Raw genomic sequence first — 26,481 nt, forward strand, 5'->3', positions numbered from 1 at the left:
TCATACCGCTTTTTTGCTTATTATCCCCAGAATTTCTGGGCGATTTCTTGGCCTTGTTTTATTTTGGCCCATTGTTGCTCAATGGTGAGTTCGTTTCCAGAGTCACAAGAGGCGAAGCCGCATTGGTGGGAGAGCAGGAGACGCTCTTTCGGTAGAACGGTTGCTGCTTTCTCGAGGAGGTCTAGGACACGCTTTTCATCATCCAAGCCTGTCGTCTTACTGGAGAGCAGTCCTAAAACAACTTCAGCATCCTTGTCTTTCAAAGCTGCTAGAGCTGATACATCACCAGCTACATCGCTGTCCCACTCTAGGAAGTAGCGATCATAGTGTTGGTCGCGCAGGAATTTTTCCGCGACAGCTTCGTAGGTACCCTCGGCAGCAGAGCGGCTTTCGTAGTTACCACGGCAGTTGTGGGTCCAGACAGTCAGTCCAAGCTCATGAGCGTAGTCTACGACTTCATTGTTGATGGCGACAAACTCGTCTGCCAGGTCAGCCAGACTAGCATTGCCCTCCGCAAAAAAGCTAGCAGGATTGGACTCATCAAAAAGCTCCCAGAGGCAGTCGTCAAACTGGATAATCTGTCCGCCAGCAGCCTTATAGTCGTCCAAAAATTCCTTATAGGCTTGAATCAAGCCTTTTTTCAAATCTTCATTGGTCTCATAAACTTGTCCTGGTCCAGCCAAGCGGTCAAAGACAGCTAACTCAGTATAAGCGTGGGCAGGCCCCCAGACAGTCAGCTTAGTATCTTCACCAGCAGCCTCTTCCTTGACTAGCTTATAAATCTCGATAAAGTGATGGTTTTTACCAGATAGTGGTGCTGTGATACGGATACCAATATCCTTGCGGGTCTCGTATTGCCCGCCGTCGTGGTCCTTGAAGGTATAGCCGTGGTCAGCAATGTAGCGCTCGATTCCCTTAAGTCCCCAGACAAAGTCCAGATGCCACATAGACTTGGAGTATTCTCCATCCGTCAGGATGTCAATACCCTTAGCCTTTTGCTCAGCGATAATCTCCTTGATGTCTGCTGTCTCCGTCTCATGGTAGCCTGGGAAGCTGTCGTAGAAGGGATATTGAATATCATCGCGGTGCTCAATTTCTGTTTTATACTGGCGCAGATTTTCTGGGCGCAGAAGAGATCCAACCAGTTGAAATTTTGATTTTGTCATAAGATTTCTCACTTTCATTAGGGATTACGGTCTATTGTATCGAAAATTCCTCAGCAAATAAAATAGTTAATTATACTGGTAGAGTATAGCCGAAAACTATTGCTAGCGCTTCCTGAAATTTGTCTTTCAAGATCAAAGAATCTTCTCCATCACTGTTTCCTGAGCCTGAAGCCCTAATCGCTCATAGAAACGCAGGGCTCCAACATTGTCGTTCCAAACATTGAGAGTCAGATTATAGCAGCCGATTTTCCGAGCATAGTCTTCCGCAAAGCGGTAAAGCTGCTCGCCAACCTTTTGCCCTCTTGCTTTCTCATCCACACATAAGTCCTCAATAAAAAGTGTCTTGATGGGATTGAGTACAGGACTGACAGGCTGCTTGATGGAGCAGAAGAGATGGCCCAGGACGTCTCCAGTTTCATTCTCAAAGACAAAAATAGTGGTGGAATCTTGGTCAAGAAACTTCTCTAGTTCTTCATTGCTAAACTTGCTTCCTTTGGCCTTGAAAATGTCCGGCCGAGCTTGATGGTGGACAAGCAGAATTTGCTGGAGGAGTCCTTGTAGTACAGGAATATCGCTGACTTGGGCTTTTCTGATTGGCATAATTTTCTCCTTTTATCTTTTATAGAATCATTATACGACAGGGAACTATTTTGTCAAGAGAGCTCGGAAAGACTAGCAGAACAAATGGCGTCTGAATATAAAAATCCAGTCAAAGCGATTCATTTCGGCAAGGTGTATTTTCCTTATAATTAAAACTATTTTTTCTTGACAAATGAAACAGACAAGTGTAGAATATAAGTATAAACTACAAATGTAGAAAAAGGAGAAAGCGATATGACTATTACAAAAAAAGGCTTTATCGGAATTCTATCTCTGACAGCAGCAGTCCTATTAGCTGCCTGCTCAGGCAATACCAACCAAGGAGGCAATACTAGTTCATCACAGAATACACAAGGCCAGACATCACAATCTGCGCAAAATCAGACTTCGCAGTCATCAGCCGCATCTTCCTCTAATCAGCCTTCTTCGTCATCAAATGCAGGGCAGGCTACGAATCTAGACGGGCGCTACCAAGCAACCGACCATGATGGTGACCAGCATGTCCTAGAAATCAATGGTACGACTGGTACCTGGACTGAGACCGAGGTCGATGGCAGTAAGGAAATCAAGCAGGTACAAGTAGATAGTGCTAATCAAAGACTGATTGTCGGTGATGATGTCAAAAGTTACCGCCAAAATGGCAATCAGCTGATTGTGGACGAATTGGACGATGATCCAGACACTCTGACCTTTACCAAGCAGTAAAGCGCTTCTCATTCTGCTCAGGACAACAGGAGGAGCAGTGAGGGAATCAAACTAGGAAACTCTGAGAAAGGAGTTTCCTTTTTTATAAGAATTTTATCTTAAATGATGTCAAAAATTTGACTTGAAGGGTGCTCTAAGTTGTATAATAGTTATTATAAAGATATCAAAGGAGAAGAAACGATGAAATTGGCAGTTTATACAAAAGCAGGTCAAGTTGGACTGACTGAGATTGATCGTCCGCAAATCATTGAGGCAGATGATGCTATTATTCGGATTGTTCGGACCTGTGTCTGTGGCTCTGACCTATGGCGCTACCGCAGTCCAGATATTGAAGCCGGCCATCAAAATAGTGGGCATGAAGCGATTGGAATTGTCGAAGAAATCGGGGATGCAGTAACGACTGTTAAACCTGGCGATTTTGTTATTGCTCCATTTACTCATGGATGCGGTCAATGTGATGCTTGTCGGGCAGGATTTGATGGCACCTGTGATTCTCATATTGGGAATAACTGGTCAAATGGGGTGCAGGCAGAATATATGCGCTTCGAATTTGCTAACTGGGCTCTTATCAAAATTCCGGGCCAGCCCTCTGATTATACAGAAGGCATGCTCAAATCACTCTTGACATTGGCTGATGTCATGCCGACTGGCTATCATGCTGCGCGAGTGGCAGATGTTAAGCCTGGTGATAAGGTGGTCGTGATTGGTGATGGAGCTGTGGGACAATGCGCTGTGATTGCTGCTAAAATGCGTGGTGCTTCCCAAATCGTTCTCATGAGCCGACACGAAGATCGACAAAAGATGGCCTTAGAGTCAGGTGCGACAGCTGTTGTTGCAGAACGTTGCGAAGAGGGAATTGCCAAGGTTCGTGAGATTCTAGGTGGCGGGGCAGATGCAGCTCTGGAATGTGTCGGAACTGAAGCAGCCGTAGATCAAGCCCTTGGGGTTCTTCACAATGGTGGACGTTTAGGTTTCGTCGGTGTTCCTCATTACAATAACCGAGCGCTCGGTTCTACCTTTGCTCAAAATATTACAGTGGCAGGCGGATCAGCCTCTGTCACGACTTACGACAAGCAAATCTTGCTCAAGGCAGTTCTTGATGGTGATATTAATCCAGGTCGCGTCTTTACTTCAAGCTACAAACTGGCAGATATTGATCAAGCTTATAAAGACATGGATGAACGCAAGACCATTAAGTCTATGATTGTCTTTGATTAAATGTAGAAGAAAAACAGCCTTGCTGCGGTCTCTTTAAGATGGCAGTAGGCTGTTTTTGTTTGAAAGGAAATTCATTCTTTATGCTCTCTGCACCAAGTTATCCATCTTGACCATTCGGCGGCCAGGTGGAGCTGGTGTTCTTTGATAAGGCTGTCTGGACAAAGGCTGGGGAATTCAACACAGAATCGGGCTTCTAGGCCTTTTTCTGTGTCGCGAAACTGATGGCGAATACCACCGATATTGCAACCATCCGCTAGACTCGCGGCACCGACAGTTTGGAAGGGATAAGATGCATCACGAGGCTCCTCTATTTCAGCTTCACCACCAAGGTCAAGGAAAAACTGTGTTGGCAGTGGGCTGTTTCCTGCAGTCTCAATGACTTCAAGTTTGTTCCCGTGCGGCTGCAAAGCATAATGGTCTGGACAGGCACCAAGATTGACTCGTTTATGAACATTTGTCTTTTCTAACATCAATTTTTCTAGCCTTTTACTGAAAGAAGCAGCAGTCAGTCCACTTGCAAAAATCGTGATGATAGCTCTTTTTCGTGGTTTCTTGGACCATTTGGCCGCCCATTTCATCAAACATTGGCTCCATTTGAGTTTGGTTCCGATGTGCTGGATTAGCTCTTCGTATGTCAGCTTCATTTTTGCTTCCAGTAGGGCTTGGTCTAAAATCTCCGTGTTGTCAGTATTAGGCAGCTGTAGATTAAGTATTTTAGCTGCTTTATGGATTCTCTGCTTCCGCCATTGCTCAATTCTTTCTTGACTGACTTCTTTTTGATTGATCATAATCTTCATTTTTAATCCTCTTGTTCTTGTCTTCTGCTTATATTTATTATATAGTGGGAGCTGGATGACATACAAGCATCAATTTTAGATGGACTGTTGCATTTTGAGGTGAATAGCATGTATGAGAAAAAAAGAAAAAAGACAGAAAAGCGGATAGAGACTAGCTTGCTGCAGCTGATGAAAGAGCAGACTTTTGAGACTATCAGTATTCGCCAGCTGATTGACTTATCAGAGGTGAATCGCAGTACCTTTTATCGGCATTATTTGGATAAATATGATCTGCTGGAGAAGATAGAAGACCGCTTGCTAGATGATTTGCAGGCCTATTATCAAGAGGCTCTAGAATCTGCCTGCTTGTTCAAGTTAGAAAAAAATTTTAAAGTGGAAGACTATATCCATGAGAAACAAAATCTTTTTCATTTTTTTGAGCCTTACTTGGAAGACTTGGCTATTCTTTTGGGTCCAAATGGCAGTCCAACTAGTTCGCAGCGGTTGCAGGAAGCTTTGAGGGAGATTTTCTCGCAGAGTATTTCCTTGGGGAATCCACATTTAGAGGAGGTAGAAGCGGACTTGCTCCTGAATCATCAGGCTGCTTCCTTTATGGGAACCCTGACTTACTGGCTGGCTCATCCTCGCTATAAGGCTCAGCAAATGAGTGATTTTCATACTAGAGTGACCGCTGTTGGTTTAGCAGGTTTTGTCAGAGAGCATATGCAGGGGGATTGACAGGATTGTTTTTCCGGTTTGCTGCTTTATGATATAATAGTCTCGTATATCTCAAAGGAGGATAGCCGTGTTTTTAGCTTTTAAAGAGATTGTCTACAGCCGAGGGCGTTATCGTTTAGTGGTTGCTGTGGTCTTTCTCATTACCTATATGGTTTTCTTTTTATCCAGTCTTTCCGTTGGTTTGGCTAGGCTCAATCGCTTGGCTTTGGACCAATGGCAGGCTGAGTCAATCGTCTTGTCAGAGTACGCCAATAAGAATCTAATAGCTTCGACTCTCAAGGACGAGGAATACAGCCGCCTGCTTCAAGGGGACTCAATCGCTGCTTTGGGACAAACGTCAGCAGTGGCCAATTATGAAGATGGGACTGATAAACTCAATGCTCAGGTTTTTGGTCTCTCTTGGGATAGTTTTCTAGCGCCTGACATTATTGAGGGACGTCCTGCTGAGACTGCTTATGAAGTTATTGCGGATAAGCGTCTGCAGCAAAAAGGTGTGAAACTAGGCGACCAGCTTCAGCTTAATGGAAGTGAGCGCCTCTATCAGGTTGTTGGTTTCACAGAGGATAATAGCTTCTTTACGCAACCTGTAATTTTTATGGATCTAGATGATTTCAGGGAATTAAAGTACGGCTCAAGTCAGGTTAAGAATATCAGCGCACTTGTGGTCAAGGATGGTCAGAAGATTGAAGAAGCAGGACTTAGTCAGCTCTCTATGAGTGATTTTATAGAAAATATCCCTGGTTATCAGCCTCAAGTACTGACTTTTTCCTTTATGATTGGGGCCATGGTTCTGATTACATTTTTGGTATTGGGAATTTTTATGTACATCATTACCATCCAAAAGACCCATCTTTACGGTATTATGCGCGCCCAAGGGATTGCCAGTGGGAAGATTATTGCTTCTATTTTTTGGCAGATTTTCATCCTATCCACTCTGGGAATCAGCTTAGCTGTCTTGGCTCTCTTGGGAACTCAGCTAGTCTTGCCGGCTTCTATGCCTTTTTACAGTGACTGGCGAGCTTATGCTGGATTGATTGTCCTGATTGTTTTCATGTCACTGGCTGGCGGGCTCTTGTCCATTCACCGGGTTCTGAAAATTGACCCTATCACAGCGATTGGAGGTGAGTAAATGTCAATCATAGAACTAAAAGGGGTTACAAAAGAATATGGCCAGGGACATACGCTGGTTCAAGCCCTGAAACCAACTGATTTCCAACTGGAAGCGGGGCAGTTTGTAGCTATTATTGGGCCGTCAGGATCGGGTAAAACAACCTTTCTGACCTTGCTGGGTCATTTGCAAACTCCCTCAAAAGGACAGATTCTCCTGCATGGGAAAGATACTTCCCAGCTCAAGGAAAAGGAACGGGCAGCCCTGCGTTTCAATGATTTCGGCTTTATTTTGCAGGCTTCCAATCTCATTCCTTTTTTGAAAATCGAAGACCAGTTCCAGCTGATTGACCGCTTATCTAAAAAGGAAAGGACGGATCTAGACAGTCTGATTGAGTTGCTGGATCTTAAAGGAACACTCAAGCAGTATCCGAAAGAATTGTCCGGCGGGGAACGGCAGAGAGCTGCTATCGCTAGGGCACTTTACAATAGCCCTGATATTATCTTGGCTGATGAGCCGACAGCTAGTCTGGATACAGAGCGGGCTAAACGCGTGGTCCATCTACTCAAAGAGGTGACCCAGAAATTCCATAAGAGCGTGGTCATGATTACTCATGATACTCGCCTGCTGGACGAGGTTGATAAGGTTTATGAGATGCAAGACGGAGTGCTGACTCAAGTTCGATAAAGCGAAACAGAGAAAAAACAAGGAGATAGCCATGATTCATTATAAAATAAATCCTCAGCTAGATTTTGCGGCAGTGCTAGACCTCTACGCTTCGGTAGGTTGGAGCAATTACACTAATCGACCTCAGCAGTTAGAGCAAGCCTTCCATCAGTCCTTGTTTGTGATGGCGGCCTATGACGAAGACAAGTTGGTTGGTTTGATCCGAGTGGTCGGAGATGGGTTTACCATTGTCTTTATTCAGGATTTGCTGGTGTATCCACACTACCAGCGTCAGGGGATTGGCCGAGGCCTTCTCCAGCAGACGTTGGAAAGTTTTAAGGATGTTTACCAAATCCAGTTGGCAACGGAGCAGTCAGATAAAAATCTAGCTTTTTATCGAGAGCTCGGCTTTCGCCGACAGGAAGATTTCGACTGTACTGGCATGATTTATGCACCTAATAAAAATTAAAATTCTAGAGGAGCTTGTTCGCAAGCTCCTTTTGTCATGTTTACAAGAAAAAAAGGAATAGAACTAGACCGATGAAAATATTTCTCGGTCTCTTTTGTTTTTCCTTGACAGTTAAATTGTCAGAATTTATAATAAAAGAAGAAAGGTGATAACAGTGTTATCGAATTGAAAGCATGAAAAAAGAAACAGATGAGTTAAACGAAAAAATCTTAGAAAGCGCAAGGAGTGAGTTCTTAGCTTATGGCTATCAGGATGCTTCACTGCGGAGAATTTGTCGCGCTGCTGGCTTGACGACTGGGGCACTTTATAAGCGCTATGAGAGCAAGGACAGTCTCTTTACTGCCCTGCTTGAGCCTACTTTGACAGCCTTAGACCAGTATGGACAAGAGCAGAAGCGACGTGACTATGCTTTCCTAGAAGAGGGACACCTGTCTGACATTTGGGCCCATCGCTTGGAAGATCTCCAGTCCCTGATGCGGATTCTCTATGAGCATAAGGATATTATGCAGCTCTTGCTCTTTAAATCTCAGGGTTCTTCGCAAGCGGACTTCAGGATGCGTCTGCCTCATTTGGCTGCAGACGAGACTTATCGCTATTTGGAGCTGGCTTACAAAGAGGGGAAGATCAATCATCTGGTCAAACATGAGTTTCTCCGATCGTGCATGACAGCTTATTACACAGCTGTATTTGAGCCCTTGGCTCAAGACTGGCCCCAAGGGCAGGCGCTGGAATTTTGCCATTCCATCATGGACTTGTTTGACTGGGGAAGTTTGCTAGGTTTTTGATAGAAAGAAGGAAATTCTATGAAGAAAAAATCTGTTCTTGCTTGGATCTGGGACTTTGTTTCCCTTCATAAGATATATTTTGGACTCAGTCTGATTTTTGCCTTTGTCTCTGTACTTTCAGGATTTCTGCCTTATTTCTTTATTGGTGGTATGATTAATCAGCTCTTGGCTGGCAATAAAAACTGGAATTTCTACCTGCTACAGTCGGCATGGGCAGGTCTGGCCTGGATTGGCTACTGGGGATTTCACGGTATTTCCACCATGCTGTCACATACGGCTACTTTTAAGATTCTAGCGGAAATGCGGCACCGCCTGACAGATAAGCTAGCTAGGCTGCCTTTAGGTACAGTGCTTAGTCAGTCATCAGGCAGCTATAAAAACATTATCGTTGAGCGGGTGGATGCGACCGAAACGACCTTGGCCCACCTGATTCCAGAGTTTACTGCTGGGATTTTTGGTCCGATTATTGTTCTCATTGCTATGCTGGTTATTGATTGGCGGCTAACCTTGCTGTCTCTCCTGACTATTCCCATCGTGGCGCTGGCCTATATGCGGATGGTTGCCAATAGCGAAGCAGACTATCAAAATACTCTGCTCAAGACCAAAAAGCTCAATGATACAGCGGTGGAATACATCAATGGGATTGAGGTCATCAAGGTGTTTGGCAAAGAAAAGTTTTCTTACGATAAGTTTGTGACGGCTGCTAGAGAAGGAGCAGATTGCTTTATTGAGTGGATGCGCAAATTTAATCTGGAGATGGGCATTGTGACCGCTTTCCTGCCATCAGGCTTGCTCTTTCTGCTGCCGGCTGGCTGTTATTTCTATCTGCAAGGCAGCTTGACTGCCGGCAATTTCATTCTGATGATTATTCTTTCGCTCAGTCTTCTGACTCCTCTAATTTTAGTGGCTAGTTACATGGACGATTTACGGAAAATCGGGACTATTTTTGGCCAAGTCATTGATATTCTGGAAAAGCCTGATTTGAAAAGGCCTCAGGAGCTGCGAGAACTTCCAAAAGGAAGAGATCTGGTCATGACGGATGTCAGTTTTGGCTATACAGATGAAGAGGAAGTACTGCATGGTATTTCGCTAGATATTAAGGCTGGCAGTATCAATGCTTTAGTCGGCCCATCAGGCTCAGGTAAGTCTACAATTGCCAAGCTTCTAGCTTCTTTCTGGGATGTCAGTTCTGGTCAGATTACCTATGGTGGCTTGGACATTCGACAGCTTCCGCTAGAATATTACAGTCGGCAGATTGCTTACGTGACTCAGGATAACTATCTCTTTGATGAGACCATTATGGACAATATCCGGATGGGTAATCCAGCAGCTTCTGATGAAGAGGTCATCGAAATTGCCCGTCGTTGTGGCTGTTATGACTTTATCATGAACTTAGAAAACGGATTTGAGACTCAGGTAGGCTCTGGCGGCGGTCATCTATCTGGTGGGGAGCGTCAGCGGATTGCCATCGCCCGTGCCATGCTTAAGGATGCGCCGATTCTTATCTTGGATGAAGCGACTGCTTATACAGATCCGGAAAATGAAGCACGGATTCAGTCCAGTCTAGCTCGTCTGATTGAGGGGCGAACCTTGATTGTCATTGCCCACCGATTGTCTACGATTATGAGTGCAGACCAGATAGTTCTGGTCAATGATGGTCGGATTGAAGCTAGGGGTCGGCATGAAGAGTTGCTTGCAGCTAGTGCGCTTTATGATTCCATGTGGCGGGCCCATATTGCTACTAGGGATAGTGGTGAGATGAAAGGAGGGCTGACTCATGCTTAATATACTGAAGAAATTCTTTGATTTCTGTACGGCAGAGGACCGTAAGAAATTTTATCAATCCATTTATCTGGGCATCGTCAAGTCCTTTATTATTGCTCTGCGTATCCCAGCAATCGGCCTAGTCCTTATGGGACTGATTGATAAGAACCTCTCTATGCAGAATTTCTGGCTGGCTCTGGGGATCATGCTGGTATCCACAGTGCTAAACGTCTGGATTACTCTGAAAATTACCATGCTACAGACGGAAGCGGGCTATCATACCTGTGCTCAGAAGCGGATTGAAATTGCCGAGCACATGCGCTATCTGCCCATGGGTTACTTTAATCAAAATAGCCTAGGCAAGATTACCAGTGTTACGACCAATACGCTGGAAGGCCTGTCTGATGTGGCTACGCGAGTTGTTATGATGACTGTGCAGGGCTTTCTGACGACTGGTCTCATCACTATTTTGGTCTTTCTCTATGACTGGCGGGTTGGTCTGGTTCTCTTGGTGGGTCTTGTCCTCTTTCTCCTGCCAAATACCCTTATGCGTTGGCAAGTTGGCAAGGTTTCTGATGACAAGTATCAGGCGGATACGGACCTAGTAGCCGTTGTTTTGGAGTATAGCCAAGGGATTGCTGAAGTTAAGAACTACAATCTGGTCAACCGTTCTGCCAAGAAGCTGTCCAAGGCTATTGAAGGCAAGAGTCAGCTAGATACCAAAATGACACTCGTGACCTCACCTTACATCGCCCTCCAGGGTATGGTGACCAAGCTGACCGGTCTCTTTATGGGGCTTTTCTCTATCTACTTTTATCTCAATGGCAGTATGGAGCTGTTGGTAACCATTATGATGATTGTCAGTGGTTTTATGATTTATGAAAATCTAGACGGCGTTGGCTCTTTCTCTTCTCTCCTGCGCATTGTTGATTTGTCGGTTGATATGGTCAATCAAGTTTTGGCTATCCAGCCGATGGACATCAGCGGTCAGGATATTGAGCCTAAGAGCAGCAGGATTGAGCTGAGAGATGTTAGCTTCTCTTATGGAAATAAGAAAATCATTGACCAGGTTTCCCTCACCATTCCCGAAAAAACAACAACTGCTCTGGTCGGACCTTCTGGATCAGGCAAGACAACGCTCTGTAACCTCATCGCCCGCTTCTGGGATGTGGATCAGGGAAGTATCAGTTTGGACGGGCATGATGTCAGGGATTACAGCTATGACAGCCTGATTCGTAATTTCAGCTTTGTCTTCCAAAGCGTCTATCTCTTTGAGGATACCATTGCCAATAACATTCGTTTTGGCAAGCCGGAGGCCAGTCAAGAAGAAGTAATAGAGGCTGCTAAGAAAGCCGCCTGTCATGACTTTATACTCTCGCTGCCTGATGGCTATGACACTAAGATTGGTGAAGGAGGTGCCAGTCTTTCTGGAGGTGAGCGCCAGCGCATTTCCATTGCTCGGGCAATTATCAAGGATGCGCCTATTATCATTCTGGATGAAGCGACAGCCAATGTTGACCCAGAAAACGAAGAAGCCCTCATGCAGGCTATTCAGGCTCTGACTCGCGATAAGACCATTATCATGATTGCCCACCGACTCAAGACGGTTGAGCATGCAGACCAGATTTTGGTGCTGGATCAAGGCCGCATTGTCGAGCAAGGTAAACACCAAGACTTACTGGCCAAACAAGGTATCTACAGTAAATTTATCCAAGAAAGAAAAACAGCCGCCAGCTGGCGGATTGATATGGAGGAGTGATAATCTGAAACAGCAGGCCAACGGCTTGCTGTTTTTAATTTCGAGAAAGGATGGTATAATAATCATAAAGATTAACGAGCAGAAATAGGAGAAAGATGGAAAGAGCAGAGAAGCGGCCTCCTGGCCGGGCCTTTAGTTTGCATGATTTGAGCACTCGGAAGATTTGGCTGGAAAGCAATCATTTGCATGTTCAGTTTGATTATATGATTGATTATAGTCAGGAGGGCGAAAAGTATTATGATGCTGGCATTTGCTTTGAAAATGTTGAGCTTGATTATTGTCAAATCTACATTTTGGACAGTCAAGAAAATCGGGCATTCACTGGTGTTTACTATCCATTAGAACATTTTCTAAAAGAATATCCGCAATTTATTATTACAATTATTCACGAATATTACAGTGATAAAAAGTGTCTTTGGCAGGGAGAATTATCAATGGGAAATAAGATTTTTCCTTGTCAGCTCCAAATAATGTATGAAGGCTGCATGAACTGTCGGGTCGGAAAAGAAAAAGAATAAAGAGTTTAACTACAGAGAAAGAGGTACCCTATGAACGAAATCAAATGTCCCAACTGCGGGGAGGTTTTTACTGTTAATGAGAGCCAGTACAGTGAGCTTTTGTCGCAGGTTCGAACTGCAGAGTTTGACAAGGAGATTCATGCTCGGATTGAGCAGGAGCTGGCTTTAGCAGAGCAAAAATTCCAGAATACCCAACAAGCCCTGCTATCGCAGAAAGAGCAGGAGATTAGCAATCTTCAAAGTCAAATTGCTCAGTTTGAGACCCAGCAGGAGTTGGCTAAGAAAGAGGCAGAGCAAGCAGCTAGTCTTCAATTGCAGGAGAAGGAAAAGGAAGTTCAGCAATTGGAAAGTCAGTTGACTACTCTGCGCTTGGAGCATGAAAATCAACTGCAAAAGACCTTATCTGCGCTGGAAAAAGAGCGAGACGAGGTTAAGAACCAGCTAGTCTTGCAAGAAAAGGAAGCAGCTTTGGCTCAGACCTCGCTTAAAGAGCGCTATGAGGTAGAGCTGCGGCAGAAAGATGAGACCATAGAGTTCTATAAGGATTTTAAAGCCAAGCAGTCCACTAAGATGATTGGTGAGAGTTTGGAACAGCACTGCGAGTACGAGTTTAACAAGAACCGTATGGGGATGTTCCCACGAGCTGAGTTTGGCAAGGACAATGATGCCAGAACAGGCAGCAAGGGTGACTACATTTACCGTGAGGTGGATGAAAATGGCGTGGAAATTCTCTCCATCATGTTTGAGATGAAAAATGAAGGCGATGAGACAGCGACCAAGAAGAAAAATGAGCATTTCTTCAAAGAGTTGGATAAGGATCGGCGGGAGAAAGGCTGTGAGTATGCTATTCTGGTGACACTTCTTGAGGCTGACAGCGAGCTCTACAATTCGGGTATTGTCGATGTATCTTATGCCTATGAGAAGATGTATGTTATCCGGCCTCAGTTCTTTCTGCCCATGATTACCCTCCTGCGTAATGCTGCGCTCAACTCGCTCCAGTATAAGCAGGAACTGGCCTTGGTGCGGGAGCAGAATATTGATATTACGCATTTTGAGGAAGATTTGGATGCCTTTAAAGTAGCTTTCGCCAAGAACTATCAGTCCGCTTCGACCAACTTTGGCAAGGCTATCGAGGAGATTGATAAGGCCATCCGCCGGATGGAAGAAATCAAGAAGTTCCTGACGACCTCTGAAAACCAGCTGCGCTTAGCAAATAACAAACTGGACGACGTCTCTGTCAAAAAAATGACGCGCAAAAATCCTACCATGAAAGCTAAGTTTGAAGCTTTGAAGGAGTGAGAAAAATGGACTTAACAACCCGTTGGATACAATCAACCAAATTTGCTGAGATTGATCGAATTATAGAAAGACTGCCACAAGAAGGGAAGGAAACTTTTAATCAGCAATGGCAAGCTGCTTCTTCCGAATTACGTAAAGAAATTTGGATTGAACGAGGCAAACAAGTACTGTTAGCTAATGTAGTTTATTTTTTAGTACTTTGCTATTTAGTCTTTTTTCAAGGGATGTCCTTATCTGTTAAGGATTTACCTTATCTTGGACTGGGTTTGTTAGTTTTTTCAGGGATTGGATTTATGGACGATGAAGAGGCGACTGACTTAGTTATTAAGAAAAAACGTCAGATAGCGGTAACTATTTATAAGCAGTATTTTGAAAGAAAAATAGAAAAATGATAGATCAATTGACTGTTCAAGAATATCAGAAAGAAGACACAAAAGTTCTGCCGCCCCTGTATAAAGTATTGGGCTATTCAGCAGAAAAAGATGAATTGCAAAGCAGACTCAGGGATATTCTTGTTAATCCAGCTTACGGTTGTTTAGTTGCTGAGAAAGAATCTCAGATTCTTGGCTTTATTGGCTATGCCAAGCTTTACTTTTTCGTGTCCACAGCTTTCTACTATCAGATCTTAGCTCTGGCGGTCAGTCGAAATGCCAGGTGGCAAGGAATTGCGACATCTCTGATGGACAAGGTCAAGAAGATAGCTAGTCAAGATGGTGCAAAAGCTATGGCCTTAAACAACGGCGTTAATGATGAACGGTTGGTTGCGCATGCTTTTTACCAAAAACATGGCTTTCGCCAGACTAGCTTAGCTAATGTAGAGGAGGATGAGTATGGGAAAGAAAAAAGCTAAGACTAGACCGGAAATACCGAAGGAGCCCGACCTCAGCCCTGCTATGCAAGCCCTTTTAGAAGAGGCCTACACCCTGTTTAATTGCGATTTACACTTTCCTCTGACCCTTTGTACCTGCCCCGTCTGCATCTCCGAGGAGAATCTCAGAGCTTTGCAAACCATTCCTGTCAGGGAACTGAGTGAGGTGTTAATCTATGAATACCTCAACGCGGTGGTTAATAAGAGTGATGACGACTACCAAATCAGGCATTTTCTGCCTCGGATTTTAGAGATGATTGCTCACTACATTGAAATCAGAGTCGATGATTCTCTTAATCTGGATCGGTGTCACTTTGAAAGTGACAGTTGGAAGCCACAGGAGTTAAATTTTATGCGGCGCTTCTCACGTCAGTTTATCCTTGATACGATTAATTTTAGACCCAGTCAAGCTGATGGTGTGGCGGTTTATTTGGTTATGTTTGATCTGGCTGGCCTCGAAACCAGCCATCTGTTAGATAGGAGTCTTTGGCTGGAGGAAGCTGATCCCATCAAGGCACTACTAGCTCTGGAGGAGATTTACTACTATTACACCAAGGATTATGCCCACTTTGACTATATTTTTTCGGACAATCCTGCCTTTAACCAGCAGATGACAGATTGGCTGAACAGTCGGGAACTGGCTCAAGGTTTTTTTCCAATATTGGAAAATGTTCTCCTATCGGAGGAAGAAATAACGACTACTGAGGACTGCCGCCTTGAACAGCTTTATCAGATTTTTGAAAGTCGGATAGAAGTGTGACGGTTTCGTTAAGTTTTTGAAGTCAATCATTAACATCCATATAAACTGATGAAATTTTTGGAGAAAATCAAGAATAGAAAGTGACTGCTGATTCAGGCTCAGACCTGTCAAGAATATGATGCAAGAGCAGACAAGGATTTCCTGTCCGACCTTGCTTGTCAAGACAGAGATGGGAGATTGACTAGGACTTGAAGGTGGTCATGAAGTAAATCGAACTGCCGAACAGCTACTTAATCGTCCTGTCAGAATGTGACCGAGGTATTGACCTTAAACAGTTGGCTTGCGGATGCTAGACAGGGAGCCTATCAGTTTTACGAAAATCATGGCTTTGAAAAACTAACAACTGGTTTTGGTCCATTCTTATAAGTAAGCTTTTGAGAGGATTCTGAATATGGTCTATCTCGCAAAAAATCATGTCCTGCATTTTAACGATAAGAGCATGGATTATGTGACCTTTGGAAAAGGGAAGAAGCCTCTGCTCATCATTCCAGGCCTAGGAGATGGTTTGGCGACTGTTAAGGGAATGGCGCAAATGCTTGCTCTATCTTATAGGAAATTCGCAACAGCTTACCAAGTGTATGTTTTTAGCAGAATCAATGAGTTGCCAGAAAATTATACAACACGAGATATGGCGACTGATATAGCTGAAGCAATGGATGTTTTAGGTTTGAAAACGGTAGCTGTCCTAGGAATTTCTCAAGGTGGTATGATTGCCCAATGGTTGGCAGCAGATTTCCCAGAAAGAGTTGAAAAATTAATTTTGACAGTTACTACTGCGAAACTGAACAATCTTGGTAGGGAGCGGATTACTCGCTGGCTTGAGTTGAGTCAGACTGGATCCTATAAGGAACTAATGTTGGATATTGCAAGTCACTCTTATACACCTAAATCCTTTGGAAAGTTTAAATACCTTTATCGAATAATGGGAATCTTTGGTCGCATTAAAGATAAACATCGGATTGCTATTCAGGCCACATCTTGCTTAAGACATGATAGTCTGGTAGTTCTGCAAAAGATCAACTGTTCTACGCTAGTTATCGGAGCAGAAGAAGATGACGTTCTAGGTGTAGAAGCTTCGCTCGAATTGCATCACCATATCAAAGATAGCCAGCTCACTATTTTGCCAGACTGTGGTCACGCACTCTATGAAGGGCATAAGGATTTCCAAAAGAGAGTTTTACTATTTTTAGAAAGTTAACCAATGAACGGAATTATCAACTTAAGAAAAGAAGCGGGTATGACCTCGCATGATGCGGTATTTAAGCTGCGAAAGATTTTAAAAACCAAGAAAATTGGTCATGGGGGAACCTTGGATCCAGATGTGGTCGGGGTGCTTCCGATTGCTGTGGGCAAGGCGACGCGTTTGGTCGAGTTTATGCAGGAGGAAGGCAAGGTCTACGAGGGGGAGATTACACTAGGCTGCTCAACAACGACAGAGGATGCCAGTGGAGACCTCCTAGAGCGGACGCCAGTGACAGAGCTTTTAGAAGAAGCTCTCATTGATGAAGCGATGGAGTCAATGACTGGTGAGATTCGCCAGATTCCGCCCATGTATTCTGCAGTCAAGGTCAATGGTCGCAAGCTTTATGAGTATGCAAGGGCGGGTCAAGAAGTGGAGCGGCCAGAGCGGCAGGTGACCATCTATAGTTTTGAGCGTACCAGTCCGGTTTCCTATGAAGGTGAACAAGCACGCTTTTGTTTTCGAGTCAAGTGCAGCAAGGGGACCTATGTCCGAACCCTGTCTGTTGATTTGGGAGCCAAGCTTGGCTTTGCCAGTCACATGTCCCAGCTGACACGGACTTCCTCAGCAGGTATGAGCTTAGATGATGCCTTGACCTTGGATGAAATAGCAGAGCGAGTAGCAGTAGATGATTTGTCCTTCCTCCAACCACTCGAATTAGGAATCGGAGATTTAGTGAAGGTTGAGCTTTCTGACGAGCAAGTTGAGGACGTGAGGAACGGCCGTTTTATCAGCTTGATGTCAGAAGAAGCTGAGCTAGCTGGCTTTTATAAGGAGAAGTTAGTAGCCATTTTGGAAAAGCGGGAAGCTGCCTACAAGCCCCGCAAAGTCTTCCTTTAATATCCGCAGTAGAATTGTCAAAAGATTGTTACTCTTTTGTAATATGAAATGTGCGCTTGCATGTTATAATGATTTCATTAAACCTCACAAAAGGACAGCAACTGCACAACTGCTGTCCTTTTGTTTTGCTTTTTCAGATTTTGAAAAACATCCTGTCTTAGAATGGTAAAAATCTTTTTGATTATTTTGCAGTTTAGCACGGAACGGATATTGTAAAAATAGCAAATGCGTAGTAAAATAGAGGAATGATGATAACCAAGAGAATTATAGATGAAAAAGGGATTGATCAGACAGAAGATACGGTCCTTGTTCTAGGCTATTTCGATGGACTGCATAAGGGGCATCAGGCACTCTTTGAGAAAGCGAGAGAGATTGCAACGGAGCAAGGTCTCAAGATTGCAGTACTAACCTTCCCAGAGTCTCCTAAGCTGGCCTTTGTCCGCTATCAGCCTGAACTCATGCTGCATCTGGCTAGTCCTGAAGACCGGATAGCGCAGCTGGAAAGTCTAGGTGTTGACTATCTTTACCTGATTGATTTTACTAGCCATTTTGCGGGGAATACAGCCCGAGACTTTTTTGAGAAGTACGTGTCTCGTTTGCGCGCCAAGGCTGTGGTAGCTGGTTTTGACTATCATTTTGGCTCAGACCGCAAAGAGTCACATGAGCTGAGAGATTATTTTAACGGTAAGATTGTTATCGTTCCTTCGGTTAATCTGGATAATCGGAAAATTTCTTCCACTCGGATTCGGGAGACGATTACTGTCGGAGATATGCTGAAAACTCAAGAATTGCTAGGATACCCTCTTTCTACTCGTGGTATTGTGGTTCATGGTAATGCCAGAGGACGGACGATTGGCTATCCAACAGCCAATCTAGCTCCTTTGGATCGAGTCCTGCTTCCAGGAGATGGCGTTTATGTCGCGGATGTTGAGCACAATGGTCAGCGCTATCGTGGTATGGCTAGTGTTGGGAAAAATGTAACTTTTGACGGTGATGAACTCCGTTTTGAGGTCAATATCTTTGATTTTTCTCAGGATATCTATGGCGATAGCATTCGGATTTTCTGGCTGGATAAGATTCGCGAGATGGTCAAGTTTGATGGTATTGACAGCTTGATTGCTCAGCTGCAGAGTGATGAACGGATCGCTAGAAGTTGGACTGGTTATCGAAATAGTTGAAAAATTTATATTTTCATGACATTCGGCAGTAATTTTCAAAAAAATATAGTCAAGCCAAATAAAATTTAGTATAATAGAGGTAGTTATTATACAGAATTAGAAGAGAAACGCATGATTACATTATTTTTATCGCCGAGTTGTACTTCTTGCCGTAAGGCGCGTGCTTGGCTGCTAAATCATGAAGTGCCCTTTCAGGAACATAATATCATGACGAGCCCTCTGTCAGCTCCCGAATTGCAACACATTCTTTCTCTGACAGAGAACGGTACAGACGACATTATTTCAACTCGCTCAAAAATTTTTCAGAAATTAGATTTGGATGTGGAGGATTTGTCCATTTCAACCTTGATTCAGTTGATTGAGGAAAATCCCAGTCTTTTGCGACGCCCAATTATTTTAGACGGCAAACGGATGCAAATCGGCTTTAACGAGGATGAAATTCGTGCTTTTCTGCCTCGTAGTTATCGTAAGGAAGAGTTAAGATCCGCAACCATGCGGGCAGATATTCAGTAAAGATGAACAAAAATTATAGTTACCCACTAGATTTATCGTGGAGCACTGAAGAGCTTGCTTCGGTGCTCTCTTTTTTTAATGATGTAGAAGCAGCTTATGAGCAGAAAGTCCAAGCGGAAAAGCTCTTGAAGTCCTATGCGGCTTTCAAGCAAGTTGTTCCTAGCAAGGGCCAAGAGAAGCGAATCGGCCGTGAGTTTGAAAACGTCAGCGGTTATTCGCTTTATCGTGCTGTTCAAGAGGCAAAAAGTAAAGGTAAAGGAAGCATTTCTCTTGGAAAATAAATTTCATTTTGCTAAAGAAATCATCTACCAAGCTGGTGCTTTTTTGAGGGAACATCTCTATGATGATTTGGATGTGAGTCAAAAGACCAGTGCCACTGACTTGGTCACCCAGATGGACCGGAGGGTTCAGGATGATTTGGTGGCTAAGATTCTAGCCCGCTATCCGCAGGATGCTATTTTAGCAGAGGAAAATGGACTCCGACATAATATTACTGATGGCAATGTCTGGGTGATCGATCCGATTGACGGAACCACCAACTTTATCACTCAGAAGGCTGATTTTGCTGTTATGATTGCCTATTTTGAAGAGGGCATTGGTCGTTTTGGCTTGATCTATGATGTGACTAGAGACCAGCTCTATCATGGTGGCGGAGACTTTGCTGTCTATTGTAACGACCAAAAACTTCCTGCTTTTGAGGACCGGCCTTTTCAAGATTTTCTCATGGCTTCTAATGCCGGTATGCTGCAAGCCAATGATTGGGGCTTGGCAAACTTGGCTCGGGAATGTTTAGGGGTTCGGGTTTATGGCAGTGCTGGGATTAGCTTTAGCAAGGTACTGTCTGGCGGCCTCTTGGTTTATTTTTCCTACAACTGGCCTTGGGATTATGCGGCGGCTTCGATTATGGCGGAAAAGCTAGGCTTTATCGTCCAGACCTTAGATGGCAGTCAGCTAAATTTCCAGACTCGGCAGCCTGTCATGATGGCGCCTAAGTGCAAACTATCGGCTCTGAAGCCTTATTTAGAAAAGGGGAAGCAGTAGATGGACTTTCCTAAAGGTTTTAAAGAAAAATATGAGCAGATTTTAGGCGCAGAAGTGGCGGACTTTTTTGCGACTTTTGACGAGGAGCCGATTTCGGCCTTTCGCAGCAATCCTCTGAAAGAAGGCCAACAGAATTTCTCAGATGCCATTCCTCAGACAGACTGGGGCTTTTATGGCAAGGTGTCTGGCAAGTCTGCTGAGCATGTGACTGGTCTGGTTTATTCGCAGGAGCCAGCAGCTCAGATGGTGGCTCAGATAGCAGCGCCATCTAAGGGTATGAAGGTCCTAGATTTAGCGGCAGCACCAGGTGGCAAGTCAACTCATCTTTTATCTTTTTTAGATAATACGGGCCTGCTGGTCTCCAATGAAATCAATAGTAAACGCTCTAAAATCTTAGTGGAGAACATTGAGCGCTTTGGTGCTAGAAATGTGCTTGTTACCAATGAATCTGCTGACCGTCTGGCTCAGGTTTTCAGCGGATATTTTGACTTGATTGTTTTAGATGCACCTTGCTCGGGCGAGGGCATGTTTCGTAAGCAGCCGGATGCTACCCAGTATTGGACTCCGGATTATCCAGCCCAATGCGCCCAGCTCCAGCGAGAGATTTTAACAGCTGCTATGAGCATGCTTGCTAAGGATGGTCGTCTGGTTTATTCGACCTGTACTTGGGCTCCTGAGGAAAATGAAGACATTGTTGCTTGGTTATTGGAAGAATTTCCTCTTGAATTGATTGATATTCCTAAGATAAACGGGATGACTGAAGGGATTGGCTTTCCTGAGACAGCTCGGATGTATCCGCATCGCTTCAAAGGTGAAGGTCAGTTTGCAGCTCACTTTCGCTTTACTGGTGAGAATTGTAGCAAGAAGATTAAATCAGGTAAGAATCGTTTGACGAGCGAGCAAAGAAAGCTATGGCAGGACTTTGAGAGCAAGCATTTAAAAAAAGTCTTGACCGGAGACTTGCAGACCTTTGGGGACAATCTTTATTTGTTGCCTTCTGGCCTGCCAGACCTGTCCAAGCTAAAGATTGCTCGTAACGGTTTGCATCTAGGAAGGTTTAAGAAGAATCGCTTTGAGCCTAGCTTTGCCCTAGGCTTGGCTATGAAGCCCAGCGAAGTTCTAAATCGAGTTGAAATAAATAATCAGGACTTCAAGAAATATGTGGCTGGCGAGACGATTGAACTGGCAGAAACGAAGCCAAACGGCTGGTACCAACTAGTCCTTGGCGGAAACGGCCTGGGCTTTGCAAAAGTCACTGGAAAAACCCTGAAAAATTATTTCCCAAAAGGCCTGAGATTTAGATAAAATATTAGGAAAAGCTGGTATTATATGATATAGTTGAAGATGTGAATGTATTGAAAAAAAGCTTCTTTCTGCTAAGTAAGAAATACTAAAGATACTTCCCATCCTCTTGATTTTATTAAAGGAGAAATCTTTTGAACAAATTGAAAAAATTTGCTTTAGCGCTGACAGCTCTGGGCTTAGGACTCACCTTATCAGCTTGTTCATCATGGATTGACCGTGGTGAATCTATGACAGCAGTAGGGTCAACTGCTTTGCAGCCTTTAGTTGAAGCGGCAGCTGATGACTTTGGCTCTAACAACATCGGTAAAACAGTCAATGTTCAGGGTGGTGGATCTGGTACAGGTCTGTCTCAAGTGCAGTCAGGAGCTGTTGAAATCGGGAACTCGGATGTTTTCGCTGAAGAGAAGGAAGGAATCAAAGCGTCTGACTTGGTGGACCATAAGGTCGCTGTGGCTGGTATTGCTGTGATTGTCAATAAAGAAGTTGACGTGGATAATCTAACGTCCGAGCAGCTGCAGAAAATTTTCACTGGTGAAATCACCAACTGGAAAGAGCTGGGCGGTAAGGACTTGGAGATTTCGATTATCAATCGTGCTGCTAGCTCTGGTTCCCGAGCAACCTTTGACAGTGTCATCATGGATGGGAAATCAGCTGTGCAGAGTCAAGAGCAGGATTCCAACGGTATGGTGAAAAATATCGTTTCGCAAACTCCTGGTGCGATTTCTTACCTTGCCTTTGCTTATGTTGATGAGTCTGTAAAAACCTTGAAACTCAACAACTACGAACCAACAGCAGAGAATGTTGCTACCAATAATTGGTCGCTCTGGTCTTATGAGCATATGTATACACTGGGCAAGCCGACTGGTCTGGCAGCTGAGTTTCTGGACTATATGCTGTCAGATGATGTTCAAAAAGGGGTAGTTACCAGCATGGGCTATATCTCAATCAACGATATGAAAGTCAGCAAGGACGCTGATGGGAATGTCACAGCAATAGAAGGAGATTCAAAATGAAAAATGAGGAATTAACCAAAAAGTTGTTATCGCCTTCTAAAAATTCTCGCTTGGAGAAGTTTGGCCGCTATCTGACTTTTGCCTGTCTGTCACTGATTGTGGTGATTGTGGCTATGATTCTAATCTTCGTTGCTCAGAAAGGTCTATCTACTTTCTTTGTCAACGGCGTTAATGTTTTTGATTTTCTTTTTGGTGGTGTCTGGAATCCTTCTGGTAAGGAATTTGGTGCCCTGCCAATGATTTTAGGCTCCTTTATCGTTACCATTCTGTCAGCCCTGATAGCAACTCCCTTTGCGATTGGAGCTGCTGTCTTTATGACAGAGGTTTCTCCAAAAGGAGCAAAGATATTGCAACCGGCTATTGAGCTTTTAGTTGGTATTCCGTCTGTTGTTTATGGATTTATCGGTCTGCAAATCGTGGTTCCTTTTGTCCGTACAGTCTTTGGCGGTACTGGTTTTGGGATTTTGTCTGGTATTTTTGTGCTCTTTGTTATGATTTTGCCGACAGTAACCTTTATGACGACGGACAGTCTGCGTGCTGTGCCACGTCACTATCGTGAAGCTAGTCTGGCTATGGGCGCAACGCGCTGGCAGACCATTTGGCGGGTAACACTCAAGGCTGCTCGCTCAGGTATCTTTACAGCTGTGGTCTTTGGAATGGCACGTGCCTTTGGTGAAGCCCTAGCTATCCAAATGGTCGTTGGGAACTCTGCGGTGATTCCAACCTCTTTGACAACACCAGCAGCTACACTGACCTCTGTCCTGACCATGGGAATCGGAAATACCGTTATGGGAACAGTGGACAATAACGTTCTCTGGTCTTTGGCTCTGGTGCTCTTGATGATGAGCTTAGCCTTTAACAGTGTGATTAAACTAATTACAAAAGAAAGAGGTAAGAAAAACTATGCACGCTAAGAAATTAGATAAATTGGCGACTGGTATTCTCTACACAATAGCGAGTATCATTGTTGCCATCCTTGCCTCTCTTATCCTCTATATCTTAGTTAGAGGTCTTCCGCATGTTTCCTGGTCTTTTTTGACAGGGAAATCCTCTTCTTACCAAGCAGGAGGCGGTATTGGGATTCAGCTATATAATTCCTTCTTTCTGCTAGTGATTACTCTGATTATCTCTGTGCCTCTTTCTATGGGGGCTGGGGTTTATCTGTCAGAATATGCTAAGAAAGGACCAGTGACCAACTTTGTCCGCACCTGTATTGAAATTCTGTCTTCCCTGCCTTCGGTAGTAGTTGGGCTCTTTGGTTATTTGATTTTTGTTGTCCAGTTTGAGTATGGCTTCTCAATCATTTCTGGTGCCTTGGCTCTGACTGTCTTTAATCTGCCACAGATGACTCGCAATGTCGAAGACAGTCTGCGCCATGTCCATCATACCCAGCGTGAAGCTGGTTTGGCCTTGGGAATTTCCCGATGGGAAACGGTCCTGCATGTGGTCATCCCAGAAGCTTTGCCTAGTATTGTGACAGGGATTGTACTAGCTTCCGGTCGTATCTTTGGTGAGGCAGCAGCCTTGATTTATACAGCAGGTCAGTCAGCGCCGGCTCTTGACTGGTCCAACTGGAATATTTTCAGCGTTACCAGCCCTATCTCTATCTTCCGTCAGGCTGAAACCTTGGCTGTCCATATCTGGAAGGTCAACAGTGAAGGAACTATTCCTGATGGCACAGCTGTTTCTGCTGGTTCAGCAGCAGTTCTCCTGATCTTCATTTTGATTTTCAATCTGGGAGCCCGCAAACTGGGCAGCTATCTGCATAAGAAATTAACCTCTGCTTAAAGGAGAAGAAATGACAGAATATAATTGGAATGAAAAACATATCATTACTTTTCCTGAAGAAAAGGTAGCCCTGTCGACCAAGGATTTGCATGTTTACTACGGTAAAAAGGAATCCATCAAGGGCATTGATATGCAGTTTGAAAAAAACAAAATCACTGCTTTGATTGGCCCCTCTGGATCAGGTAAATCAACCTATCTTCGCAGCCTCAACCGCATGAACGATACCATTGATATTGCCAATGTGACTGGAGAGATTCTCTATGAGGGGATTGATGTCAATCGCCCTGAAATCAATGTTTATGAAATGCGCAAGCATATCGGCATGGTTTTCCAGAGACCAAATCCTTTTGCCAAGTCCATCTATCGAAATATTACCTTTGCTCATGAACGGGCGGGTGTCAGAGATAGAAAGGTTTTGGATGAGATTGTAGAGACTTCGCTCAAACAAGCAGCTCTTTGGGATCAAGTCAAAGATGACTTGCATAAGTCAGCCCTGACTCTCTCTGGCGGTCAGCAGCAGCGGCTCTGCATTGCCCGTGCTATCTCGGTCAAGCCAAACATTCTGCTCATGGATGAGCCAGCGTCAGCCTTGGATCCGATTGCGACCATGCAGCTGGAAGAAACCATGTTTGAACTTAAGAATAACTATACCATTATCATTGTGACCCACAATATGCAGCAGGCTGCCCGTGCTAGTGACTACACTGGATTCTTCTATCTGGGCGATTTGATTGAGTACGATAAGACGGCCAATATTTTCCAAAATGCCAAGCTTCAGTCCACTAATGACTATGTTTCAGGTCATTTTGGTTAAGCAGCTGTCCGTATTCATCACGATTCAACAAGCTTAGTCTTTGGTTGAATGTAAAATAAAATGAAGGAAAAACGTATGACAGAACCTATTTTGCAAGTCAAGGACTTGTCGGTTTATTATAATAAAAAGAAAGCCCTTAATAGCGTTTCACTTGATTTCATGCCAAATGAGATTACAGCTTTGATTGGACCGTCAGGCTCAGGTAAGTCAACCTTGCTTAAGGCCATCAACCGAATGGGCGACCTGAATCCAGAAGTAACGACTACAGGAACGGTCATTTATAACAGTCACAATATCTATGGTCCGAGGACAGATACGGTAGAGCTTCGCAAGGAAATCGGCATGGTTTTCCAGCAGCCCAATCCTTTCCCTATGACCATCTATGAAAATGTAGTTTATGGACTTCGGATTAATGGTGTCAAGGACAAGGCAGTTTTGGACGAAGCAGTAGAGCGCTCCCTTATTGGTGCTTCTATCTGGGACGAGGTCAAGGACCGTCTGCATGATTCCGCTATCGGTCTTTCTGGTGGTCAGCAGCAACGGGTTTGTGTGGCTCGCGTGCTAGCTACTAGTCCTAAAATCATTCTCTTGGACGAGCCGACATCAGCCTTGGATCCAATCTCAGCTGGGAAAATCGAGGAAACCCTCTACAGTCTAAAAGACAAATATACCATGCTTTTGGTCACTCGCTCCATGCAGCAGGCGTCTCGGATTTCTGAAAAAACAGGCTTCTTCCTTGGTGGAGACTTGATTGAATTTAATGAAACCAAGAAGATGTTCCTCAATCCAGCCCATAAAGAGACCGAAGACTACATTACTGGTAAATTCGGATAACAGAAAGGAATCTTATGCTTAGAGTACAATTTGAAGAAGATTTAGAAAAACTTCATAATCAATTCTACGCGATGGGAAACGAAGTCCTATCGCAGATTAACCGGACGGTTCGTGCCTTTGTCACGCATGACCGTGAACTGGCTCGTCAGGTCATTGAAGACGATGCCGAAGTCAATGAATACGAGGTCAAACTGGAGAAGAAATCTCTAGAAATCATTGCCCTGCAGCAGCCTGTGTCTCAGGATTTACGGACCGTTATCACCGTGTTGAAGGCTAGCAGTGACTTGGAACGCATGGGCGACCACGCCGTATCTATTGCCAAAGCTACTGTTCGGATGAAGGGAGAAGTCCGCATCGAGTCCGTAGAAGATGCCATCAGCAAGATGGGGCGTGATGTTAAGAATTTCGTCGAAGAAACTCTGAACGTCTACCTTAATGGAAATGTAGACCAAGCTTATGCTGTAGCAGCTATGGATGAGAAAATCAACCAATACTTTGATGATATTCGCGATCTTGCTACTGAGGAAATCAAACAAAATCCAGAGCTGATTGTGACTGGCCGCGACTACTTCCAAGTTATTTCTTATCTGGAACGAATCGGCGACTATGCCAAGAATATCTGTGAATGGGTTGTTTACTTTGAAACAGGTAAAATTATTGAGTTGTAATTATAAAAAGATACGATTTGCTTCGTGTCTTTTTTGTATAATCTCAAG

The 26,481-nt window shown here is 44.2% G+C and carries 30 protein-coding genes; 27 read left to right on the forward strand and 3 right to left on the reverse strand.

Translation table 11 applies throughout. The features are described from left to right. Positions 1-20: 20 nt before the first annotated feature. Both RP262_RS04380 and RP262_RS04385 read right to left on the reverse strand, forming a co-directional pair. Entirely contained in the window at positions 21-1,166 is a 1,146-nt protein-coding gene (locus tag RP262_RS04380; protein ID WP_311154428.1) for a cobalamin-independent methionine synthase II family protein, read from the reverse strand. Positions 1,167-1,298: 132 nt separating this feature from the next. Beyond that, the gene (locus RP262_RS04385; RefSeq protein WP_311154429.1) at positions 1,299-1,766 is read right to left on the reverse strand and encodes a GNAT family N-acetyltransferase; all 468 of its coding nucleotides are present in this window, start codon (positions 1,764-1,766) and stop codon (positions 1,299-1,301) included. A 234-nt stretch (positions 1,767-2,000) separates the two neighbouring features. Between RP262_RS04385 and RP262_RS04390 the strand changes: the two genes are divergently transcribed. Further along, on the forward strand, positions 2,001-2,471 hold the full coding sequence (locus RP262_RS04390) for an SP_0198 family lipoprotein (RefSeq protein ID WP_101771242.1): 471 nt from the start codon (positions 2,001-2,003) through the stop codon (positions 2,469-2,471). 180 nt (positions 2,472-2,651) lie between these two features. Further along, on the forward strand, positions 2,652-3,689 hold the full coding sequence (locus RP262_RS04395; protein WP_311154430.1) for a zinc-binding dehydrogenase: 1,038 nt from the start codon (positions 2,652-2,654) through the stop codon (positions 3,687-3,689). 71 nt (positions 3,690-3,760) lie between these two features. On the opposite strand, the gene RP262_RS04400 is transcribed toward RP262_RS04395, so the two are convergent. Further along, positions 3,761-4,486, reverse strand: a complete 726-nt coding sequence (locus RP262_RS04400; protein WP_311154431.1) for a hypothetical protein — start codon at positions 4,484-4,486, stop codon at positions 3,761-3,763. A gap of 108 nt (positions 4,487-4,594) precedes the next feature. Between RP262_RS04400 and RP262_RS04405 the strand changes: the two genes are divergently transcribed. The 25 genes from RP262_RS04405 (at position 4,595) to phoU (ending at position 26,433) form a co-directional block, all read left to right on the forward strand. Further along, positions 4,595-5,203 carry a TetR/AcrR family transcriptional regulator gene (locus tag RP262_RS04405; RefSeq protein WP_311154432.1) on the forward strand — a complete coding sequence of 203 codons (609 nt, stop codon included), beginning with the start codon at positions 4,595-4,597 and terminating at the stop codon, positions 5,201-5,203. A gap of 67 nt (positions 5,204-5,270) precedes the next feature. Next, a complete protein-coding gene (locus RP262_RS04410; RefSeq protein WP_311154433.1) occupies positions 5,271-6,332 on the forward strand; it encodes an ABC transporter permease in 1,062 nt (353 codons plus the stop codon). Then, positions 6,333-6,998, forward strand: a complete 666-nt coding sequence (locus RP262_RS04415) for an ABC transporter ATP-binding protein (protein WP_002909993.1) — start codon at positions 6,333-6,335, stop codon at positions 6,996-6,998. 31 nt (positions 6,999-7,029) lie between these two features. Continuing rightward, positions 7,030-7,446, forward strand: coding sequence for a GNAT family N-acetyltransferase (locus RP262_RS04420; protein ID WP_311154434.1), 417 nt, complete (start codon positions 7,030-7,032; stop codon positions 7,444-7,446). 173 nt (positions 7,447-7,619) lie between these two features. Continuing rightward, entirely contained in the window at positions 7,620-8,231 is a 612-nt protein-coding gene (locus RP262_RS04425) for a TetR/AcrR family transcriptional regulator (protein ID WP_311154435.1), read from the forward strand. 18 nt (positions 8,232-8,249) lie between these two features. Next, complete coding sequence (locus tag RP262_RS04430) at positions 8,250-10,016, forward strand: ABC transporter ATP-binding protein (RefSeq protein WP_311154436.1); 1,767 nt, start codon at positions 8,250-8,252, stop codon at positions 10,014-10,016. Beyond that, on the forward strand, positions 10,009-11,754 hold the full coding sequence (locus RP262_RS04435; RefSeq protein ID WP_311154437.1) for an ABC transporter ATP-binding protein: 1,746 nt from the start codon (positions 10,009-10,011) through the stop codon (positions 11,752-11,754). Before RP262_RS04430 ends, RP262_RS04435 begins: the two co-directional genes overlap by 8 nt. A 95-nt stretch (positions 11,755-11,849) precedes the next feature. Further along, positions 11,850-12,272 (forward strand): hypothetical protein, encoded by a 423-nt coding sequence (locus tag RP262_RS04440; RefSeq protein WP_002900587.1) that lies wholly within the window; start codon positions 11,850-11,852, stop codon positions 12,270-12,272. Between the two features lie 30 nt (positions 12,273-12,302). Beyond that, a complete protein-coding gene (locus RP262_RS04445) occupies positions 12,303-13,571 on the forward strand; it encodes a DUF2130 domain-containing protein (protein ID WP_002900586.1) in 1,269 nt (422 codons plus the stop codon). Between the two features lie 5 nt (positions 13,572-13,576). After that, entirely contained in the window at positions 13,577-13,963 is a 387-nt protein-coding gene (locus RP262_RS04450) for a hypothetical protein (protein ID WP_002900585.1), read from the forward strand. Continuing rightward, positions 13,960-14,421, forward strand: a complete 462-nt coding sequence (locus RP262_RS04455; protein ID WP_002900584.1) for a GNAT family N-acetyltransferase — start codon at positions 13,960-13,962, stop codon at positions 14,419-14,421. The genes RP262_RS04450 and RP262_RS04455 overlap by 4 nt, the downstream gene beginning before the upstream one ends. After that, positions 14,402-15,199 (forward strand): hypothetical protein, encoded by a 798-nt coding sequence (locus RP262_RS04460; protein ID WP_002900583.1) that lies wholly within the window; start codon positions 14,402-14,404, stop codon positions 15,197-15,199. The genes RP262_RS04455 and RP262_RS04460 overlap by 20 nt, the downstream gene beginning before the upstream one ends. A gap of 391 nt (positions 15,200-15,590) precedes the next feature. Next, the gene (locus tag RP262_RS04465) at positions 15,591-16,397 is read left to right on the forward strand and encodes an alpha/beta fold hydrolase (protein WP_002900582.1); all 807 of its coding nucleotides are present in this window, start codon (positions 15,591-15,593) and stop codon (positions 16,395-16,397) included. A 3-nt stretch (positions 16,398-16,400) separates the two neighbouring features. Beyond that, complete coding sequence (gene truB, locus RP262_RS04470; protein WP_002900581.1) at positions 16,401-17,279, forward strand: tRNA pseudouridine(55) synthase TruB; 879 nt, start codon at positions 16,401-16,403, stop codon at positions 17,277-17,279. Positions 17,280-17,527: 248 nt separating this feature from the next. Further along, the gene (locus tag RP262_RS04475; RefSeq protein WP_023916106.1) at positions 17,528-18,457 is read left to right on the forward strand and encodes a bifunctional riboflavin kinase/FAD synthetase; all 930 of its coding nucleotides are present in this window, start codon (positions 17,528-17,530) and stop codon (positions 18,455-18,457) included. Positions 18,458-18,568: 111 nt separating this feature from the next. Then, a complete protein-coding gene (locus RP262_RS04480; RefSeq protein WP_002906786.1) occupies positions 18,569-18,970 on the forward strand; it encodes a Spx/MgsR family RNA polymerase-binding regulatory protein in 402 nt (133 codons plus the stop codon). A gap of 2 nt (positions 18,971-18,972) precedes the next feature. Then, positions 18,973-19,251 (forward strand): UPF0223 family protein, encoded by a 279-nt coding sequence (locus RP262_RS04485; RefSeq protein WP_002897770.1) that lies wholly within the window; start codon positions 18,973-18,975, stop codon positions 19,249-19,251. Further along, positions 19,241-20,011 (forward strand): inositol monophosphatase family protein, encoded by a 771-nt coding sequence (locus tag RP262_RS04490; RefSeq protein ID WP_311154438.1) that lies wholly within the window; start codon positions 19,241-19,243, stop codon positions 20,009-20,011. Before RP262_RS04485 ends, RP262_RS04490 begins: the two co-directional genes overlap by 11 nt. After that, a complete protein-coding gene (locus RP262_RS04495; RefSeq protein ID WP_002913667.1) occupies positions 20,012-21,316 on the forward strand; it encodes an RsmF rRNA methyltransferase first C-terminal domain-containing protein in 1,305 nt (434 codons plus the stop codon). Positions 21,317-21,447: 131 nt separating this feature from the next. Next, a complete protein-coding gene (locus RP262_RS04500; RefSeq protein ID WP_002897767.1) occupies positions 21,448-22,329 on the forward strand; it encodes a phosphate ABC transporter substrate-binding protein PstS family protein in 882 nt (293 codons plus the stop codon). Continuing rightward, complete coding sequence (gene pstC, locus RP262_RS04505) at positions 22,326-23,243, forward strand: phosphate ABC transporter permease subunit PstC (protein WP_002895771.1); 918 nt, start codon at positions 22,326-22,328, stop codon at positions 23,241-23,243. Before RP262_RS04500 ends, pstC begins: the two co-directional genes overlap by 4 nt. Then, positions 23,233-24,117, forward strand: a complete 885-nt coding sequence (gene pstA, locus RP262_RS04510) for a phosphate ABC transporter permease PstA (RefSeq protein ID WP_002913666.1) — start codon at positions 23,233-23,235, stop codon at positions 24,115-24,117. Before pstC ends, pstA begins: the two co-directional genes overlap by 11 nt. 10 nt (positions 24,118-24,127) lie before the next feature. Further along, positions 24,128-24,931, forward strand: a complete 804-nt coding sequence (gene pstB / locus RP262_RS04515; RefSeq protein WP_002895769.1) for a phosphate ABC transporter ATP-binding protein PstB — start codon at positions 24,128-24,130, stop codon at positions 24,929-24,931. Between the two features lie 75 nt (positions 24,932-25,006). Then, the gene (gene pstB / locus RP262_RS04520; RefSeq protein WP_009660526.1) at positions 25,007-25,765 is read left to right on the forward strand and encodes a phosphate ABC transporter ATP-binding protein PstB; all 759 of its coding nucleotides are present in this window, start codon (positions 25,007-25,009) and stop codon (positions 25,763-25,765) included. A gap of 14 nt (positions 25,766-25,779) precedes the next feature. Beyond that, complete coding sequence (gene phoU, locus RP262_RS04525; protein WP_002895767.1) at positions 25,780-26,433, forward strand: phosphate signaling complex protein PhoU; 654 nt, start codon at positions 25,780-25,782, stop codon at positions 26,431-26,433. The last annotated feature ends 48 nt before the right edge of the window (positions 26,434-26,481 follow it).

Source organism: uncultured Streptococcus sp. (assembly GCF_963456385.1).
In the GTDB taxonomy this organism is placed as follows: domain Bacteria; phylum Bacillota; class Bacilli; order Lactobacillales; family Streptococcaceae; genus Streptococcus.

What these genes read in the sequence shown, in the direction of transcription:
- RP262_RS04380 (WP_311154428.1), bottom strand. Translation starts at nt 1,166, where the DNA reads ATGACAAAATCAAAATTTCAACTGGTTGGATCTCTTCTGCGCCCAGAA.
- RP262_RS04385 (WP_311154429.1), bottom strand. Translation starts at nt 1,766, where the DNA reads ATGCCAATCAGAAAAGCCCAAGTCAGCGATATTCCTGTACTACAAGGA.
- RP262_RS04390 (WP_101771242.1), top strand. Translation starts at nt 2,001, where the DNA reads ATGACTATTACAAAAAAAGGCTTTATCGGAATTCTATCTCTGACAGCA.
- RP262_RS04395 (WP_311154430.1), top strand. Translation starts at nt 2,652, where the DNA reads ATGAAATTGGCAGTTTATACAAAAGCAGGTCAAGTTGGACTGACTGAG.
- RP262_RS04400 (WP_311154431.1), bottom strand. Translation starts at nt 4,486, where the DNA reads ATGAAGATTATGATCAATCAAAAAGAAGTCAGTCAAGAAAGAATTGAG.
- RP262_RS04405 (WP_311154432.1), top strand. Translation starts at nt 4,595, where the DNA reads ATGTATGAGAAAAAAAGAAAAAAGACAGAAAAGCGGATAGAGACTAGC.
- RP262_RS04415 (WP_002909993.1), top strand. Translation starts at nt 6,333, where the DNA reads ATGTCAATCATAGAACTAAAAGGGGTTACAAAAGAATATGGCCAGGGA.
- RP262_RS04420 (WP_311154434.1), top strand. Translation starts at nt 7,030, where the DNA reads ATGATTCATTATAAAATAAATCCTCAGCTAGATTTTGCGGCAGTGCTA.
- RP262_RS04425 (WP_311154435.1), top strand. Translation starts at nt 7,620, where the DNA reads ATGAAAAAAGAAACAGATGAGTTAAACGAAAAAATCTTAGAAAGCGCA.
- RP262_RS04430 (WP_311154436.1), top strand. Translation starts at nt 8,250, where the DNA reads ATGAAGAAAAAATCTGTTCTTGCTTGGATCTGGGACTTTGTTTCCCTT.
- RP262_RS04435 (WP_311154437.1), top strand. Translation starts at nt 10,009, where the DNA reads ATGCTTAATATACTGAAGAAATTCTTTGATTTCTGTACGGCAGAGGAC.
- RP262_RS04440 (WP_002900587.1), top strand. Translation starts at nt 11,850, where the DNA reads ATGGAAAGAGCAGAGAAGCGGCCTCCTGGCCGGGCCTTTAGTTTGCAT.
- RP262_RS04445 (WP_002900586.1), top strand. Translation starts at nt 12,303, where the DNA reads ATGAACGAAATCAAATGTCCCAACTGCGGGGAGGTTTTTACTGTTAAT.
- RP262_RS04450 (WP_002900585.1), top strand. Translation starts at nt 13,577, where the DNA reads ATGGACTTAACAACCCGTTGGATACAATCAACCAAATTTGCTGAGATT.
- RP262_RS04455 (WP_002900584.1), top strand. Translation starts at nt 13,960, where the DNA reads ATGATAGATCAATTGACTGTTCAAGAATATCAGAAAGAAGACACAAAA.
- RP262_RS04460 (WP_002900583.1), top strand. Translation starts at nt 14,402, where the DNA reads ATGGGAAAGAAAAAAGCTAAGACTAGACCGGAAATACCGAAGGAGCCC.
- RP262_RS04465 (WP_002900582.1), top strand. Translation starts at nt 15,591, where the DNA reads ATGGTCTATCTCGCAAAAAATCATGTCCTGCATTTTAACGATAAGAGC.
- truB (WP_002900581.1), top strand. Translation starts at nt 16,401, where the DNA reads ATGAACGGAATTATCAACTTAAGAAAAGAAGCGGGTATGACCTCGCAT.
- RP262_RS04475 (WP_023916106.1), top strand. Translation starts at nt 17,528, where the DNA reads ATGATAACCAAGAGAATTATAGATGAAAAAGGGATTGATCAGACAGAA.
- RP262_RS04480 (WP_002906786.1), top strand. Translation starts at nt 18,569, where the DNA reads ATGATTACATTATTTTTATCGCCGAGTTGTACTTCTTGCCGTAAGGCG.
- RP262_RS04485 (WP_002897770.1), top strand. Translation starts at nt 18,973, where the DNA reads ATGAACAAAAATTATAGTTACCCACTAGATTTATCGTGGAGCACTGAA.
- RP262_RS04495 (WP_002913667.1), top strand. Translation starts at nt 20,012, where the DNA reads ATGGACTTTCCTAAAGGTTTTAAAGAAAAATATGAGCAGATTTTAGGC.
- pstC (WP_002895771.1), top strand. Translation starts at nt 22,326, where the DNA reads ATGAAAAATGAGGAATTAACCAAAAAGTTGTTATCGCCTTCTAAAAAT.
- pstA (WP_002913666.1), top strand. Translation starts at nt 23,233, where the DNA reads ATGCACGCTAAGAAATTAGATAAATTGGCGACTGGTATTCTCTACACA.
- pstB (WP_002895769.1), top strand. Translation starts at nt 24,128, where the DNA reads ATGACAGAATATAATTGGAATGAAAAACATATCATTACTTTTCCTGAA.
- pstB (WP_009660526.1), top strand. Translation starts at nt 25,007, where the DNA reads ATGACAGAACCTATTTTGCAAGTCAAGGACTTGTCGGTTTATTATAAT.
- phoU (WP_002895767.1), top strand. Translation starts at nt 25,780, where the DNA reads ATGCTTAGAGTACAATTTGAAGAAGATTTAGAAAAACTTCATAATCAA.